At 73.2% G+C, this 14,837-nt stretch carries 15 protein-coding genes; 10 read left to right on the top strand and 5 right to left on the bottom strand.

The features are described from left to right. Positions 1-69 precede the first annotated feature (69 nt). The 3 genes from CLV63_RS09485 to CLV63_RS09475 form a co-directional block, all read right to left on the bottom strand. A complete protein-coding gene (locus CLV63_RS09485) occupies positions 70-732 on the bottom strand; it encodes a TetR/AcrR family transcriptional regulator (protein ID WP_106582563.1) in 663 nt (220 codons plus the stop codon). 233 nt (positions 733-965) lie between these two features. Next, positions 966-1,820 carry an urea carboxylase-associated family protein gene (locus tag CLV63_RS09480; RefSeq protein ID WP_106582562.1) on the bottom strand — a complete coding sequence of 285 codons (855 nt, stop codon included), beginning with the start codon at positions 1,818-1,820 and terminating at the stop codon, positions 966-968. A gap of 55 nt (positions 1,821-1,875) precedes the next feature. Next, the gene (locus tag CLV63_RS09475) at positions 1,876-2,553 is read right to left on the bottom strand and encodes a GntR family transcriptional regulator (RefSeq protein ID WP_106582561.1); all 678 of its coding nucleotides are present in this window, start codon (positions 2,551-2,553) and stop codon (positions 1,876-1,878) included. Positions 2,554-2,798: 245 nt separating this feature from the next. Between CLV63_RS09475 and CLV63_RS09470 the strand changes: the two genes are divergently transcribed. The 3 genes from CLV63_RS09470 to CLV63_RS09460 all read left to right on the top strand — a co-directional run bounded on the left by CLV63_RS09470 (position 2,799) and on the right by CLV63_RS09460 (position 6,164). Continuing rightward, positions 2,799-3,260, top strand: coding sequence for a helix-turn-helix transcriptional regulator (locus CLV63_RS09470; RefSeq protein ID WP_211301231.1), 462 nt, complete (start codon positions 2,799-2,801; stop codon positions 3,258-3,260). A 5-nt stretch (positions 3,261-3,265) separates the two neighbouring features. Continuing rightward, positions 3,266-3,679 (top strand): VOC family protein, encoded by a 414-nt coding sequence (locus tag CLV63_RS09465; protein ID WP_106582696.1) that lies wholly within the window; start codon positions 3,266-3,268, stop codon positions 3,677-3,679. 94 nt (positions 3,680-3,773) lie between these two features. Beyond that, complete coding sequence (locus CLV63_RS09460) at positions 3,774-6,164, top strand: ATP-binding cassette domain-containing protein (RefSeq protein ID WP_106582559.1); 2,391 nt, start codon at positions 3,774-3,776, stop codon at positions 6,162-6,164. 24 nt (positions 6,165-6,188) lie between these two features. Here the strand turns inward: CLV63_RS09460 and CLV63_RS09455 are convergent, their stop codons facing one another. After that, positions 6,189-7,496, bottom strand: a complete 1,308-nt coding sequence (locus CLV63_RS09455) for a sensor histidine kinase (protein ID WP_106582558.1) — start codon at positions 7,494-7,496, stop codon at positions 6,189-6,191. Then, a complete protein-coding gene (locus tag CLV63_RS09450; protein WP_211301230.1) occupies positions 7,493-8,185 on the bottom strand; it encodes a response regulator transcription factor in 693 nt (230 codons plus the stop codon). Before CLV63_RS09450 ends, CLV63_RS09455 begins: the two co-directional genes overlap by 4 nt. Positions 8,186-8,330: 145 nt before the next feature. Between CLV63_RS09450 and CLV63_RS09445 the strand changes: the two genes are divergently transcribed. From CLV63_RS09445 to CLV63_RS09410, 7 genes are all read left to right on the top strand, one after another. Beyond that, positions 8,331-8,567, top strand: a complete 237-nt coding sequence (locus tag CLV63_RS09445; protein ID WP_106582556.1) for a hypothetical protein — start codon at positions 8,331-8,333, stop codon at positions 8,565-8,567. Positions 8,568-8,658: 91 nt separating this feature from the next. Beyond that, positions 8,659-9,699, top strand: a complete 1,041-nt coding sequence (locus CLV63_RS09440; protein WP_245928692.1) for an AAA family ATPase — start codon at positions 8,659-8,661, stop codon at positions 9,697-9,699. Next, complete coding sequence (locus CLV63_RS09435) at positions 9,696-10,664, top strand: DUF58 domain-containing protein (RefSeq protein WP_106582554.1); 969 nt, start codon at positions 9,696-9,698, stop codon at positions 10,662-10,664. Before CLV63_RS09440 ends, CLV63_RS09435 begins: the two co-directional genes overlap by 4 nt. After that, complete coding sequence (locus tag CLV63_RS09430; protein WP_106582553.1) at positions 10,661-11,608, top strand: VWA domain-containing protein; 948 nt, start codon at positions 10,661-10,663, stop codon at positions 11,606-11,608. The genes CLV63_RS09435 and CLV63_RS09430 overlap by 4 nt, the downstream gene beginning before the upstream one ends. A 374-nt stretch (positions 11,609-11,982) precedes the next feature. Then, positions 11,983-12,708 (top strand): S1C family serine protease, encoded by a 726-nt coding sequence (locus tag CLV63_RS09425; RefSeq protein WP_211301229.1) that lies wholly within the window; start codon positions 11,983-11,985, stop codon positions 12,706-12,708. A 458-nt stretch (positions 12,709-13,166) separates the two neighbouring features. After that, complete coding sequence (gene kduI / locus CLV63_RS09415; protein ID WP_106582552.1) at positions 13,167-13,997, top strand: 5-dehydro-4-deoxy-D-glucuronate isomerase; 831 nt, start codon at positions 13,167-13,169, stop codon at positions 13,995-13,997. After that, a complete protein-coding gene (locus CLV63_RS09410) occupies positions 13,994-14,767 on the top strand; it encodes an SDR family oxidoreductase (protein ID WP_281260710.1) in 774 nt (257 codons plus the stop codon). The genes kduI and CLV63_RS09410 overlap by 4 nt, the downstream gene beginning before the upstream one ends. Positions 14,768-14,837: the final 70 nt, after the last annotated feature.

The following is a 14,837-nucleotide window of genomic DNA, read 5'->3' as shown; positions in this document are numbered from 1 at the left end:
GTCTCGGCCGGCGCGCCGGTCAGCGCTGCCGGATGCCGGGCGCGGACCTGAGCGGGGCCAGAAGGCAGGTCAGGACTGGTCGGAGCGCTTTGGAGCCTTCGCCTTGCCGGTCTTCGGCGCGGTCCGGGTGCGGCGGGGGCCGAGCGCGGGCCCCGCCGGGCGGCCGACGGCGAGGGGTAGAACCACGCCGTCGACCAGGCGCAGCGCCAGGTCGCGGTCGATGGGCTCCTCGCTGACCAGCGCCCGGAAGAACATGGTCGCGGGGACCACCTGCCACAGCAGGTCGAGGTCGGCGTGCTCGGACAGTTCGCCGCGCTGCCGGGCGCGCTCGAACACCTCACGGGCGGTCTCGGCGCGCGCGTCGATGTAGCCCGTGCGCATCGCGTCGGCGAGGTCGGGGATCCGGCGGAGCTCCCCCACGAGGTCGGCGACGATGTCCCCGAGGGAGACCAGTTCCGCGCGCAGCCCTTCGAGCAGGGCGAGCAGGTCGTCGCGGAGCACACCGGTGTCGGGTGCGCCCGGCGGCTCGGCCACCGCCCGGCCGAACGCCGCCACGACGAGGTCCGCCTTCTGGGGCCAGCGCCGATGCACCGTGGACTTGCCGGTCCCTGCCCGAGCGATCACCGCCTCGACGGTCAACCGCTCATAACCGGTTTCGCGCAGCACGTCGAGCACCGCAGCCAAAAGGTCGGCCTCGCGCTCGGCACTCCCGCGCAGTGGAATGACGGTCATGAGGCCAGCGTACGGCCATGTCGCGGAAGTACAGGGATCGTGCGCCCGCCGCGGCCGCGCGCGCAGGCCCGGGATCCCGCAGCGGCAGGCGTTCCAGCGCCCGCAAGGACGCCACAGCCGCCCCAGACCGAGAGCACCCGGCACGGGGCGGCGGGGCGTCCCCGGCGGCCGCCCGACCGACCGGTGCGGCCGGACGGGCGATGCCCATGGCCGCACCCGTCCGCGCGCCTCCGTCAGGCGGCAGCGGCGGACGGCCACGTGGGCGGGGTGAGGCCGTGCATGCCCCGGTAGGCGGCCCGCGGCGGGGTGCTCCACCCGGCGGTCAGCTCCTCGGCGGGGCGGTAGACCTCGACGGCCAGCGGGCGGCACACGTCGATCGGGTCCCTGGCGTCGGGGCCCCAGAACGGGACGGAGAGGTCGCCAGCGGGGCAGGTCGACAGCGCGCAGAGCAGGTCCTGCTCGGCGAAGAACTCGAAGAAGTCGCCGGCACGGGCGGGCGACGCCTTCATGAAGTACCCGCCGTCGTCGTTGAGCCCGGCGCAGTTGAAGATGTTGAGGACGTCGTGCACGTCGAACTCGGTGAGGCCGTACGGCAGTACGGCGCGGGTCAGGTTCGAGTGGCAGTGGAAGTCGAAGTCCTCGTCGGTGAGGATGCGGTTGACGTAGGGGTCGCACCGCGACCCGAGCAGGTCGTGGATGCGGCCGCCGTCCTCGTCCGTGCCGTACCACGCCAGGGTGTCGTTGGTGACGGTGAGCAGCGGGCGCAGGTGGGGGAGTGTCGACCACAGCCGGTCGTAGCGGGTCACGTGGGTGCTCTGCAACTGGCGGGTACGCGAGGTCCACAGGCGCTCGCGGGGGTCGTGGCGGTTCCACACGTTGAAGTCGCCGGCCTGCGCCCCCTCGGGGGCGATCACGCGGCACAGGTACCCGGCGGGCACCTCCCAGGCCCGGCCGGAGCGGATCGGGAGCACGAACCGGTCGGTCAGATCGCGGTCCTCGGTGCGCTCGGCCAGCCGGTCGTAGAAGGCGGTGTCGACATCGAGGACGCTGCCGGCCCTCGGCTGGTACGCGGCGGGGGGTGATCCCATTTCCGTTCCTCACTGTCCTGTCGGAGGGGCGCCGCGGCGCCCCTGGCGGGTCGTGTCAGCGCGCCGAGGCCGCGCGGCGGAGGCCGTCGAGCGCCTGCCGCTCGGAGTCCTCCAAATAGACCAGCAGCACGCCGACGCCCTGCGTGCGGCCGCCCTGGCGCAGCAGCTCGTACAGCTCCCTGTCGCGGGCGGCCCAGCCGCGCTGGAACCGCTCCTCGTCGCACGACGCCGCCCACGCCAACCGCAACTGGGCGAGCAGCGTGCGGAAGAAGTCGTCGAGGCGGCGGCTGCCGAGCACCGCGACCAGGGCCTGGTGGAAGCGCAGGCTCGCCGTGCCCGCCGCGCGCCACAGCCGTTCACGCTCGGCGCGCTCCTTCGCGAGCACCGCCGCCTCCATGGCGGCGAACCGCTCCTCGCCGGCGACGGCGCTCTCGGTCGCGGCCTGGACTTCGAGGACCCTGCGGGTGCGGTAGATGTCGCGCACCTCCGCGGCGGTGAACGCCCGGACGAACGCTCCCTTGTTCGGCGCCTGGGCCACCAGCCCCTCGGACGTGAGCAGCCGCAGCGCCTCGCGCAGGGTGTTGCGCGAGACGTCCAACTCGGCTGCGACCGGGGTCTCGCGCAGGGCGGTGCCCGGCGCCAGCACCCCTTCGAGGAGCCGCGTCCGGAGCACGTCGACGACCCGGTCGGTCGCGCTCGACGCCTCCGTGGCGCCCGCTTCATCCAGTGGCATGGGCCCGAGACTAACCCGCTATATGTTCAACAATCAAGAACGAACATGAAACATGCTTTGAACAGTGCAATTGACGATCCGTTGGCCATTTCTCGTACTCTTGGATGCGCATAAAGATCGATGTTGTTGAACAATATTGCCGTGTGTTCCCCGGCCGGTCCGCGGCGCGCCGGCCGGCGGCGCCCGAGCCGACACGGAGCGGTGCGGGGCGGCGGTCGCGCTGGGAAACGTCCGACCGACGTGGCATGATTTCGCGTGTGACCAGCAGTTCCGATCCGGCACAGCACCTGCGCGACCTCGCGCGGCTGCGCCGTGTCCGCGACCGGATCGACCAGGAGTACGCCCAGCCCCTGGACGTCCAGGCGCTCGCCCGCGGCGCGCACATGTCGGCCGGGCACCTCAGCCGCGAGTTCCGGCGCGCCTACGGGGAGTCGCCGTACGCCTACCTGATGACCCGGCGCATCGAGCGCGCCATGGCGCTGCTGCGCCGCGGCGACCTCAGCGTCACCGAGGTCTGCTTCACGGTCGGCTGCTCGTCACTGGGCACGTTCAGCACGCGCTTCACCGAGCTGGTCGGCGTGCCGCCCAGCACCTACCGGCGCGACGCGGCGGGCGCCACGGCGGGCATGCCGCCGTGCGTGGCGAAGCGGGTGACCAGACCGGTCAGGAATCGAGAAGCGCCGGTCACCGAGCCGCGGCTAGCGTGAACGCCATGGACATCAGCATTCACCAGAGCTTCCTGCCGCACAGCGACCCTGACGCATCACTCGCCTTCTACCGCGACACACTCGGCTTCGAGGTCCGCAACGACGTCGGATACGACGGCATGCGCTGGATCACGGTCGGCCCCGCCGACCAGCCCGGCACGTCCATCGTCCTGGAGCCGCCGGTCGTTCCCGGCTGCGGCATCACCGACGACGAGCAGCGCACCATCGCCGAGATGATGGCCAAGGGCACCTACGCCGGCATCAACCTGGCGACCGACGACCTCGACGGCACCTTCGCGCGTGTGCAGTCCGGTGACGCCGAGGTCGTCCAGGAGCCCACCGAGCAGCCGTACGGCGTGCGCGACTGCGCCGTCCGCGACCCCGCGGGCAACCTGATCCGCATCCAGGAACTGCGCTGAACCGACCGGCGGCGGCGCGGCCGCCGGCCGCGGCGCCGCCGCGGCCGGGAGCGGCCGCGGCCGGGAGCGGCCGCGCCCTACTGATGGAGACACGATGAGCAAGGCCACGAGGGCCGACACCCCGGCGTCCGCGACGATCGCCGCCGACAGCCACGACCTGATCCGGGTGCACGGCGCGCGCGTGAACAACCTCAAGGACGTCAGCGTCGAGCTGCCGAAGCGCCGGCTGACGGTGTTCACCGGCGTCTCCGGCTCGGGCAAGAGCTCGCTGGTGTTCAGCACGATCGCCGCGGAGTCGCAGCGGATGATCAACGAGACCTACAGCGCGTTCCTCCAGGGCTTCATGCCGAACCTCGCCCGGCCCGAGGTCGACTACCTCGACGGCTTGACGACCGCGATCATCGTCGGCCAGGAGCGCTTGGGCGCCAACCCCCGCTCGACGGTCGGCACGGCCACCGACGCCAACGCGATGCTGCGCATCCTCTACAGCCGCATCGGCACGCCGCACATCGGCTCGCCCCAGGCGTTCTCGTTCAACGTCCCCACCCGCACGGCGAGCGGCGTCCTGGAGTCCGACAAGGGCAGGGGCGAGAAGAGCATCGTGCGCAAGCGCGTCTACCTGGGCGGCATGTGCGCACGCTGCGAGGGCACGGGCTCGGTCAGCGACTTCGACCTGACGGCCCTGTACGACGACTCCAAGTCGCTCAACGAGGGCGCGCTCACCATCCCCGGCTACAGCATGGAGGGCTGGTACGGCCGCATCTTCCGCGGCTGCGGCTTCTTCGACCCCGACAAGCCGATCCGCGAGTACACGAAGAAGGAACGGGAGGACCTCCTCTACAAGGAGGCCACCAAGCTCAAGATCGAGGGGACCAACCTGACGTACCTGGGGTTGATCCCGCAGATCCAGAGGTCGTTCCTGGCCAAGGACAAGGAGGCGATGCAGCCGCACATCCGCGCCTTCGTCGACCGCGCCATCACGTTCCAGGACTGCCCCGACTGCGGCGGCACCCGCCTCAGCGAGTCCGCCCGCTCGGTCAAGGTAAGCGGGAAGAGCATCGCCGACCTCTGCACGATGCAGATCAGCGACCTCGCCGACTGGGTCCGCCACCTCGACGAGCCGTCCGTGGCCCCGTTGCTCGCCGGGCTGCGGCACCTGCTCGACGCGTTCACGGAGATCGGGCTGGGCTACCTCTCGCTGGACCGGCCGGCGGGCACCCTCTCCGGCGGCGAGGCGCAGCGCACCAAGATGATCCGGCACCTCGGCTCCTCGCTCACCGACGTCACCTACGTCTTCGACGAGCCGTCGATCGGACTGCACCCCCACGACATCGCGCGGATGAACGCCCTGCTGCTGCAACTGCGCGACAAGGGCAACACCGTGCTCGTCGTGGAGCACAAGCCCGAGATGATCGCGATCGCCGACCACGTGGTCGACCTCGGCCCCGGTGCCGGCACCGAGGGCGGGACCGTCGGCTTCGAGGGCACCGTCGACGGGCTGCGGGCGAGCGACACCGCCACCGGCCACCACTTCGACGACAAGGCGCGCCTCAAGGACTCCGTGCGCTCCGCCTCCGGCGCGCTGGAGGTCCGCGGCGCGTCGGCGAACAACCTGCGGGACGTCAACGTCGACATCCCGCTCGGCGTGCTGTGCGTGCTCACGGGCGTCGCGGGTTCCGGCAAGAGTTCGCTGACCGACGGCTCGGTCGCGGGCCGCGACGGCGTCGTGGTGATCGACCAGTCGGGGATCCGCGGTTCGCGCCGGAGCAACCCGGCGACCTACACCGGGCTCCTCGACCCGATCCGCAAGGCGTTCGCGAAGGCCAACGGCGTGAAGCCGGCGCTGTTCAGCTCCAACTCCGAGGGGGCCTGCCCCAATTGCAACGGCGCCGGCGTCATCTACACCGACCTGGGGGTCATGGCCACCGTCGAGACACCCTGCGAGGAGTGCGAGGGGAAGCGGTTCCAGGCGGCCGTGCTGGAGTACCGGCTGGGCGGCAAGGACATCGCCGAGGTCCTCGCCATGTCGGTCGCCGAGGCCGAGGGGTTCTTCGCCGAAGGGGAGGCGCGCACGCCGGCCGCCCACAAGATCCTCGACCGCCTCGCCGACGTCGGGCTCGGCTACCTCAGCCTGGGCCAGCCGCTCACGACCCTGTCCGGCGGCGAGCGGCAGCGGCTCAAGCTCGCCACCCAGATGGCGGAGAAGGGCGACGTCTACGTCCTCGACGAGCCGACCACCGGCCTGCACCTCGCCGACGTCGAGCAGCTGCTCGGCCTGCTCGACCGGCTGGTCGACGCCGGCAAGTCGGTCATCGTCATCGAGCACCACCAGGCGGTCATGGCGCACGCCGACTGGATCATCGATCTCGGCCCCGGCGCCGGGCACGGCGGCGGCAAAGTGGTCTTCGAGGGCACCCCCGCCGACCTCGTGGCCGCCCGCTCGACGATCACCGGCGAGCACCTCGCGGCCTACGTCGGCGCCTGACCGGGGTCTGGCTCCGTCGAGTCCTCACCCCGCGGTGACGGCGCGGCCCAAGGGGTTGTGGGCGGGCGGGAACGGGGCGCGGCGGTCGGTGTCGGCGAAGGCGCGGTCGGGCAGCCACAGGACGAACGTGCTGCCCGCGCCCAGGTCCGAGTGCACGGCGGCCGAACCGCCGTGGCTCTCGGCGATCTGGCGCACGATCGCCAGGCCGAGGCCGACCCTGCGCTGCCCCTCGGTCCGCGGTCCGGCGTCGGCCCGCTCCGGCCCGCCCGACCGGACGAACCGGTCGAATACGCGTTCGCGGTCCTCCACCGCGATCCCGGGCCCTTCGTCGCGCAGCGCGATCCACGCCCAGCCCGCCTGGCTCCCCGCTGCGAGGAGCAGTTCGCTGCCGCCGGGCGCCAGCCGCACCGCGTTGGACAGCAGGTTGTCGACGGCCCGGCGCAGCGCGCGCGGGTCGCCCGCGACCACGGGCCCGGACGCCAGCCGCCGGGTGAGCGTCAACCGGTGCTCGGCCGCGAGAGCGGCGTACTCCTCCGCCGCCTCGTCGCCGATGGCGGCGAGGTCGGCGTCGACGTCGGCGAAAGCGGGCGAACTGCGCCGCGCCGACGCGAGCAGGTCCTCCACCAGGTGCGTCATCCTGCTGGTCGCCCTGGTGACGATGGCCCCGGCCTGGGCGCGCGCCTCCGGCGAGGTGTCCTCGTGGATGAGGACCGCGTCGACGTTCGCCTGGATCACCGCGAGCGGGTTGCGCAGCTCGTGCGACGCCTCGTCGACCATCTGGCGCTGCGCGGCGAACGCCCCTTCGAGGCGCCCCAGCATCGCGTCCACCGTGTCGGCGAGCGCCCGCAGCTCGTCCTTCGGCCCGTCGAGCGCGATGCGCCGCGACAGGTCGGTCGCCGAGATCTCCTGCGCCGTGCCGGTGATCCGGCGGACGGGGCGCAGCACCCGGCCCGACAGCCACCACCCCGTCCCCAGGCTCACCACGAAGAGCCCGCCCGCGCCGGCCATGGAGTAGTCGCGCAGCCGCTCCAGCAGCGTGTGGTTGACGGCGGCCTCGACGCCGCGGATGTCGGCCGCCTCGAACTGGTGGCCCTCCTTGACCTGCCAGTCGCCCTGGGCGTCCTTGTACACCTTGTTGACGGTGACCGGCTTCAGCGGCGCGGCCTCGACGTTCGCCGAGAGCGCCAGGTACACGCCGCCCAAGGCAAGGGACACCAGCGCGAACAGCACGGCGGAGTAGGCCACCGTGAGCCGGAACCGGATGGTCTGTGTCCACCCGGGCAGCCGGGCGCGCACGCCGCGGCGGCCGGCCGGCGGCCCGCCGGGGCTCATGGCCGCACCCGCAGCCGGTAGCCGCGCCCGATGACGGTCTCCAGGACGGGTTCCTCGCTGCCGCGCGTGAGCTTGCGGCGGAGGGTGCCGACCGTGACCCGGACGCTCTGCGTGAACGGGTCGGCGTTCTCGTCCCAGACGTGCTCCAGCAGCTCCTCGGCGGACACCACGTGTTCGGGCCGGAACATCAGATACCGCAGCACGCCGAACTCCTTCAGGGTCAAGGGCAGCTCGCGCCCGTTGCGGGCGGCGAGCTGCCGCGCGCTGTCGAGGAACAGCCCGCCGACCTCCAGGACGGCCGAGCCGCCGCCGACGTCGCGGCGCAGCAGGGCGCGGATGCGGGCCTGGAGTTCCGCCAGCGCGAACGGCTTGGTGATGTAGTCGTCGGCGCCTTCGTCGAGCCCGCGCACGCGGTCGGACAGGTTCGCCCGCGCTGTGAGCATGAGGATGCGCAGGTCGGGTCCTGTCCCCGTGGGGATCTCACCGCGCCGCACCCCGCGGCACAGCGCGAAGCCGTCGGTGTCGGGCAGCGTGATGTCCAAGATCATCAGGTCGTAGGCCGCCATGCCCAGCTTCTCGGCGGCCTCCGCGCCGGTGGCGGCGGTGTCGACCGCGTACCCGGCGCGGCCGAGTCCGCTGCGCAGCGCACTGACCAGTCCTGCTTCGTCTTCAACCACGAGGAGTCGCACGGCTCAACGATAAGGCCGCGAACCCCGCCGGACAGGTGCCGCTTTCGGTGGGCTTTCGGTCCCGTTTCCCGCCGTTTTCGCCCCATCTTGGTGTGCTGTGCGGACCGGTCGGACCACCCGGCCGCCGGCACCCAAGGAGCCAGCAATGCCGCACCTCTCCCGCCGCACCCGCCTCCTCATCGTCGCAGGCGCGTTCGGCACCGCAGGGTCCCTCGCGCTCGGCGGGGCGGCCTACGCCCTGGGCGGCGAGGAACCCGCCGGATACGCCCAGATCGTCGAGAAGTCCGAGACGTCCCCGCGCGGCGGCGACTCCGGCGCCCCGGCCGCCGACAAGGACTGCCCCGAGAAGGACGGCGCGAACGACCCCGCGTCGCGGACGTGAGCCGCGCGACCCGATGGGACGGCAGCGGGGGCGCCCTGCGCCCCCGCGGGCCGCGCCCGCCGAGCGGAAGGGACGGAGACCAGGCGTGAGCATCGAAGCGCACCTCAACGGCGCGGTCGTCCACAGGGGCGACACGGACATCGGCACGGCCCTGCTCGAACGAGCGCTGTTCGAGGTCAAACGGGTCGTCGTCGGCCAGGACCAGTTGATCGAGCGGATGTTCGTCGGCCTCCTCGCACGCGGGCACTGCCTGGTGGAAGGGGTGCCCGGCGTCGCCAAGACCCTGGCGGTGCGGACCCTCGCCGAGGTGATCGGCGGCCGGTTCGCCCGGTTGCAGTTCACCCCCGACCTCGTCCCCGGCGACATCGTCGGCACCCGGATCTGGCGGCCGTCGTCGGAGGGGTTCGACACCGAGCTCGGCCCGATCTTCGCCCACCTCGTCCTCGCCGACGAGATCAACCGCGCCCCGGCGAAGGTCCAGTCGGCGCTGCTGGAGGCGATGGGAGAGCAGCAGGTCAGCATCGGCGGGGTGAGCCACCCGCTGCCGACGCCGTTCCTCGTGCTGGCCACGCAGAACCCGGTCGAGTCCGAGGGCGTCTACGCGCTCCCCGAGGCGCAGCGCGACCGCTTCCTGATGAAGGTGTCGGTGGGCTACCTCAGCCCGCTGGAGGAGCTGACGGTCCTCCAGCGGATGGGCGTCCGGCCGCCGCACGCGTCGGCGGTCCTCTCGCCGGAGCTGGTGGCCCGGTTGCAGGACGCCGCCGACGACGTGTTCGTGCACAACGCGGTCGCCGAGTACGTGGTCCGGCTGGTGCACGCCACCAGGGAACCCGGCTCCTACGGGCTCGACGGCGTGGCCGAGGTCCTGGAGTTCGGAGCGGGGCCCCGCGCCACACTGGGGCTCGCCGCGGCGGGCCGCGCCCTGGCGCTGCTGCGCGGCCGCGACTACCTGCTGCCCGCCGACGTCGCCGACGTGGCGGTGGACGTGATGGCGCACCGCATGGTGCTCACCTTCGACGCCCTCGCCGACGGGGTCGACCCCCGCTCGGTCGTCGAACGGGTCGTCGCGGCGGTGGAGCAGCCCAGCGTCGTCCCCGCGGACCACGCGCGCGTCCCGGGGCCGGCGGCGTGAGCACCGCGGAGCTGCCCGGCCGCGACGGGGAACGGGCGCTGCGGGCACTGGACCTGCCGGTCCGGCGCCGCCTCGAAGGCCTGCTGCACGGCGACCACGCCGGGCTGCGCAGCGGCCAGGGGAGTGAACCCGACGAGGCGCGGCCCTACCAGCCCGGCCAGGACGACGTCCGCCGCATGGACTGGAACGTCACCGCCCGCTCCGTCGAACCGCACGTGCGGGCCCCGCTCGCGGAGCGGGAGATGCAGACATGGGTGCTGGTCGACGCGTCGGCGTCCATGGACTTCGGAACGGCGCTGCTGGAGAAGCGGGAACTGGCAACGGCCGCCGTCGCGGCGGTCGGGCTCCTCACGGACGGCCCCGGGAACCGGCTCGGCGCCCGCGTCGCGCGCGGGGACGCGCTGGAACTCGTCCCCGCGGGCGGCGGGCGCGCCGCCCGCCGCCGGCTGCTGCGGACCCTGCTCGCCCGCCCGGGCGCGCCCCCCGGCGCGCAACCACCGACCGACCTGGCCCGCTGCCTCGCCCGGCTGCACCGCGACCACCCCCGCCCCGGGCTGCGCGTCGTCGTGTCCGACTTCCACGACGGAGCCGACCGGTCCGATACCGGCCTCCCGCCGTGGACCGCCCCGCTGCGCCGCCTCGCGGCCCGCCACGAGGTGATCGCCGCGGAGGTCATCGACCCGCGCGAACTGGAACTCCCCGACGTCGGCCTGGTCACCCTCGTCGACCCGGTCAGCGGGCGGCGCCGCGACGTCCCCACCGGCAGCCGGCTGCTGCGCGACCGCTACGCCGCAGCCGCCCGCGCGCACCGCGAGCGCAACGCCGCCGCGTTCCGCGCCGCGGGAGCGGCACACCTGAAACTGCACACCGACCGCGACTGGGTACGCGAGATCGCCGTGTTCACCGCGGCGCGACGCCGCTCGGCGGCGCGCCGCCCGCCGACAGGAAGGGCGCGGATCCGATGAGCTTCCTCGAACCGATCTGGCTGTGGCTGCTGGCCGCCGCCCCGGTGCTCCTCGCCGGCTACATCGCCGCGCAGCGCCGCCGCTCCCGCTACGCGGTCCGCTTCGCCACCCTGCCCATGCTGGAGCGGCTGGCGCCCGCGCGCCCAGGCTGGCGGCGGCACCTCCCCGCTGCGGCGCTGCTCACGGCGCTCGTGGCGCTGGCCCTCGCGGTCGCCCGCCCGGTCGCCGAGGTGACGGTGCCCCGCGAGCGCGCCACCGTGGTCGTCGCGCTGGACACCTCGGAGTCGATGCGCGCCGAGGACGTCGAACCCAGCCGGATCGAGGTCGCGAAGGAGGCCGCCACCAGATTCGTGGAAGGGCTCCCGCAGCGGTTCAACGTGGGCCTGGTGGCGTTCTCCGGGACGGCGAGCGTCGAAGCGGCCCCCTCCACCGACCACAGGGAGGCGATCGACCGCATCGCGGAGCTGCGGCTCGACCAGAGCACGGCGATCGGCGACGCCGTCACCACCAGCCTTCAGAGCATCGCCGACCTGGACGACCGGGCCGCCGACGACCCGCCCCCGGCGCGCATCGTGCTGCTGTCCGACGGCGCGAACACCAGCGGCGTGCCGCTGGGGCAGGCCGCCGAGGCGGCGGCGGAGGCCGGTGTCCCGGTGTCCACGATCGCCTACGGGACCCCCGAAGGCCGGATCGAACTGGGCGGCCGGAGCACGCCGGTCCCCGTCGACGCGGAGTCGCTGGAGGACCTCGCCCGGGACACCGGGGGCGGCTTCCACACGGCGCAGAGCGACGCCGAACTGCGCCAGGTCTACGAGGACCTGGAGTCCTCCATCGGCTGGACGGTCGAAGAACGGGAGATCACCACGCTGGTCGTCGGGGCGGCGATGGCCGCACTCGTCGCGGCCGGACTCGGATCGCTGATTTGGTTCGCGCGGCTGCCATGAGCGGCCACGACGGCAAGGAGGAGCTGATGGATCAGCGCCCCGCCGCGACCGGTGCCCCGGTCCGCGGCCCGGACTTCTTCACCCCGCCCCGCACCCGCCCGGCCCCGCCCCCCGATGGAGACGGCGGCCCGCAGTGGGCGGGAGGCGGACCCCAGGGACCAGGTGGCGGCGGCCCGCAGTCGGCGGGAGTCGGCCCGCAGGGGCCGGGTGGCGGCGGGCCGCAGTGGGCGGGAGTCGGCGGTGGGCAACCGCCCCACCCCGCCAACGGCCACCGTCCCCCCGCAGGCCCCGGAGCCACCCCACCCCCGTCGGCACCCTGGCACCGTGCCGACCCGCGCCCGGCCGGCCGCCCTGGACCCTGGCGGCCGGTCGCGGTGGCGGTACTCGCCTCCGTGCTCGCCGGTGGCGCCGCCGGGTACGTCGCAGCGGCGATGCAGGCCGAGGAGCTCCCTGGGACGCGCGCCGCAACGGGCGGTGGCGGGTCCGGCCCGGCCCCGGAGCCGGGCAGCGTCGCGGCGGCCGCCGACGAGGTCCTGCCCAGCCTGGTGTCGGTGCGCGCCGAGAACGGGAGCGGGCAGAGCGTCGGGTCCGGTTTCGTGTTCGACGAGAGGGGCCACGTCCTCACCAACGCCCACGTCGTCGGCGGCGCCGACCGGGTGGACCTGGTGCTGCCCGACAACCGTGAGGTGGACGCGACCGTGGTCGGCACCGACGAGGCGCAGGACATCGCCGTCCTGCGCACCGACGCGTCGGGGTTGCGCCCGGTGGAGCTCGGGGACCCGGAGGCGATGCGGGTCGGTGACACGGTCCTCGCGGCCGGCAGCCCGCTGCGCCTGGCGGGGACGGTGACGAGCGGCATCGTCAGCGCGGTCGACAGGGAGGCGCGTCTGGGCGAGTCCGGCCGCCGCCAGGAGGTCATCCAGACCGATGCGGCGATCAACGTCGGCAACTCCGGTGGGCCGCTGGTGAACGCCGCGGGCGAGGTCGTCGGGGTGAACACCGCGATCGCCACCGACGGCCGCGGCAACGGCAACATCGGCATCGGCTTCGCCGTCCCCATCGACCGCGCGGGCGAGGCAGCCGAAGACATCATTGCCTGACACTGACACTGACACTGACACTGACACTGACACTGACACCGACACCGACACCGACACAGGATCCCGCCCCGGTCCGGCATCCGGGCCGAGGGTGTTCCATGAGGAGGCGTCTGGGGCGAGGGCGTCCTTGCCCCCAGGGGACGGTGCCAAGGTCCGCTGGGGGACAGGGCGCTCTCGGCATCCACCCCCGGCCTGGAGCTGAGGCCACAACTCACCCCCTCTGCCCCTCTGCGCCAGGCCGTGAGCCGCGCTCGATGTCGGCGGCGCGCCGCTCGCGCGCTTCGCACGGAGCGGGGGCCTTCGGCGTCGCGGGGGTATGTGGAGGGGGCTCCTTTGGTGTCCTGTAATGGTGTGTTCCGGTGTGGCGCGGGGGCGTCGTTGGACGGTCTGTTGGTGTGTGGGGGCCGGTGGTAGCGTCGTCCCGACAATCGACACCATGTACCGATCACAGGGACATCATGGATATCCGATATGCCACGAACCCCGAGGACGCGCGGGGTTACGACACCGAGGAACTCCGGCGCCGTTACCTGCTCGACGCCGTGTTCGTACCCGGCGAGATCCGCCTGACCTACAGCCATCAGGACCGCGTGGTCCTCGGCGGCGCCATGCCGCTCGGCGCGGAACTCACCCTGGACCCCGACGACGCGCTGCGCACCGACCACTTCTGCGAACGGCGGGAACTCGCGGTCTTCTGCGTCGGCGGCCGCGGCACGGTGCGCGTGGACGGCGCGGTGTACGAGCTGGACCGCGCCGACCTGCTCTATGTCGGGCGCGGGTCCCGCGATGTCGCGTTCGGTTCGGCCGACCCCGCTGCCCCCGCGCGCCTCTACCTCTTCTCCACCCCGGCGCACCAGAGCCACCCCACAACGGTGGTGCGCGAGGGCGACGTCGCGCCGGTGGAGCTCGGCACCCCTGACGGCGCCAACGTGCGCACGCTGCGGCGCTACGTCGACGGCACCCTGGTCCGGAGCTGCCAGTTGATGATGGGCTACACCACCCTCGCGCCGGGCAGCGTGTGGAACACGATGCCAGCCCACACCCACGTCCGCCGCACCGAGTGCTACCTGTACTTCGACCTGCCGCCCGAGGCGCGTGTCATCCACCTGATGGGCGAGCTCGACCGCACCCGGCACCTCGTCATGCGCAACGAGCAGGCGGTCATCTCGCCGAGCTGGTCGGTCCACAGCGGCGCCGGTACCGCCGACTACTCCTTCGTGTGGGCCATGGCCGGCGAGAACTACGACTTCACCGACATGGACCACGTCGCAATGGACGAGCTGCGGTGAGCGGCGCCGCGACGCTGCACGCGATGTTCTCGCTGGAGGGGCGGACCGCCCTGGTCACGGGCGCGCGTACGGGGCTGGGCCGGGCCATGGCCGGCGCCATCGCCGTCGCGGGCGCGGACGTGGTGCTGCTGGGCCGCGGCGGCGGCATGGCCGCAACAGCAGCGGACGTGCGGGCGGCGGGCCGCAGCGCCTGGGAGGTCGCCGTCGACCTCGCCGAACCCGCGGCCGTCCCCGAGGCCGCCCGCGCGGTCCTCGCCGAGCACCGCGTCGACATCCTGGTGAACAACGCGGGCATCATCCGGCGCGCGCCTGCGGCCGAGCACACCCGCTCCGACTTCGACGCCGTGCTCGACGTGAACCTCGAATCGCTGTTCCTGCTGACGCGGGAGATCGGCGCGCCGATGCTGGAGCGCGGCGCGGGCAAGGTCGTCAACGTCGCCTCGCTGCTGTCCTTCCAGGGCGGGGTCAACGTGGTGGGCTACACCGCGAGCAAGCACGCCGTCGCCGGGCTCACCAAGGCCCTCGCCAACGAGTGGGCGCCGCGCGGCGTGCAGGTCAACGCGATCGCGCCCGGATACTTCGCCACCAACAACACCGAGGCGCTGCGCGCCGACCCGGAGCGCGCGGCGGCGATCCTGGACCGCATCCCCGCCGGGCGCTGGGGCCGCCCCGACGACCTCGCCGCGGCGGCGGTGCTGCTGTGCGGGCCGGGTTCGGACTACATGGCCGGTCACGTCCTCGCCGTCGACGGCGGTTGGCTGGCGCGCTGAAATCTCTTCGCCGTGTGGTCTTGCGCACACCCGACACTCGGGATTACCTTCGTCCCACTTAGAGAAACAC

The sequence above is a fragment of the Murinocardiopsis flavida genome (genome assembly GCF_003014485.1).
Taxonomy (GTDB): domain Bacteria; phylum Actinomycetota; class Actinomycetes; order Streptosporangiales; family Streptosporangiaceae; genus Murinocardiopsis; species Murinocardiopsis flavida.
This window is presented reverse-complemented; position numbering and strand designations above follow the sequence as displayed.

Bases quoted from the DNA above. Each gene is read 5' to 3' on its own strand.
- CLV63_RS09455 (WP_106582558.1), bottom strand. From the start codon at position 7,496: ATGAGCCCCGGCGGGCCGCCGGCCGGCCGCCGCGGCGTGCGCGCCCGG.
- CLV63_RS09445 (WP_106582556.1), top strand. From the start codon at position 8,331: ATGCCGCACCTCTCCCGCCGCACCCGCCTCCTCATCGTCGCAGGCGCG.
- CLV63_RS09485 (WP_106582563.1), bottom strand. From the start codon at position 732: ATGACCGTCATTCCACTGCGCGGGAGTGCCGAGCGCGAGGCCGACCTT.
- CLV63_RS09430 (WP_106582553.1), top strand. From the start codon at position 10,661: ATGAGCTTCCTCGAACCGATCTGGCTGTGGCTGCTGGCCGCCGCCCCG.
- CLV63_RS09460 (WP_106582559.1), top strand. From the start codon at position 3,774: ATGAGCAAGGCCACGAGGGCCGACACCCCGGCGTCCGCGACGATCGCC.
- CLV63_RS09480 (WP_106582562.1), bottom strand. From the start codon at position 1,820: ATGGGATCACCCCCCGCCGCGTACCAGCCGAGGGCCGGCAGCGTCCTC.
- CLV63_RS09475 (WP_106582561.1), bottom strand. From the start codon at position 2,553: ATGCCACTGGATGAAGCGGGCGCCACGGAGGCGTCGAGCGCGACCGAC.
- kduI (WP_106582552.1), top strand. From the start codon at position 13,167: ATGGATATCCGATATGCCACGAACCCCGAGGACGCGCGGGGTTACGAC.
- CLV63_RS09465 (WP_106582696.1), top strand. From the start codon at position 3,266: ATGGACATCAGCATTCACCAGAGCTTCCTGCCGCACAGCGACCCTGAC.
- CLV63_RS09470 (WP_211301231.1), top strand. From the start codon at position 2,799: ATGATTTCGCGTGTGACCAGCAGTTCCGATCCGGCACAGCACCTGCGC.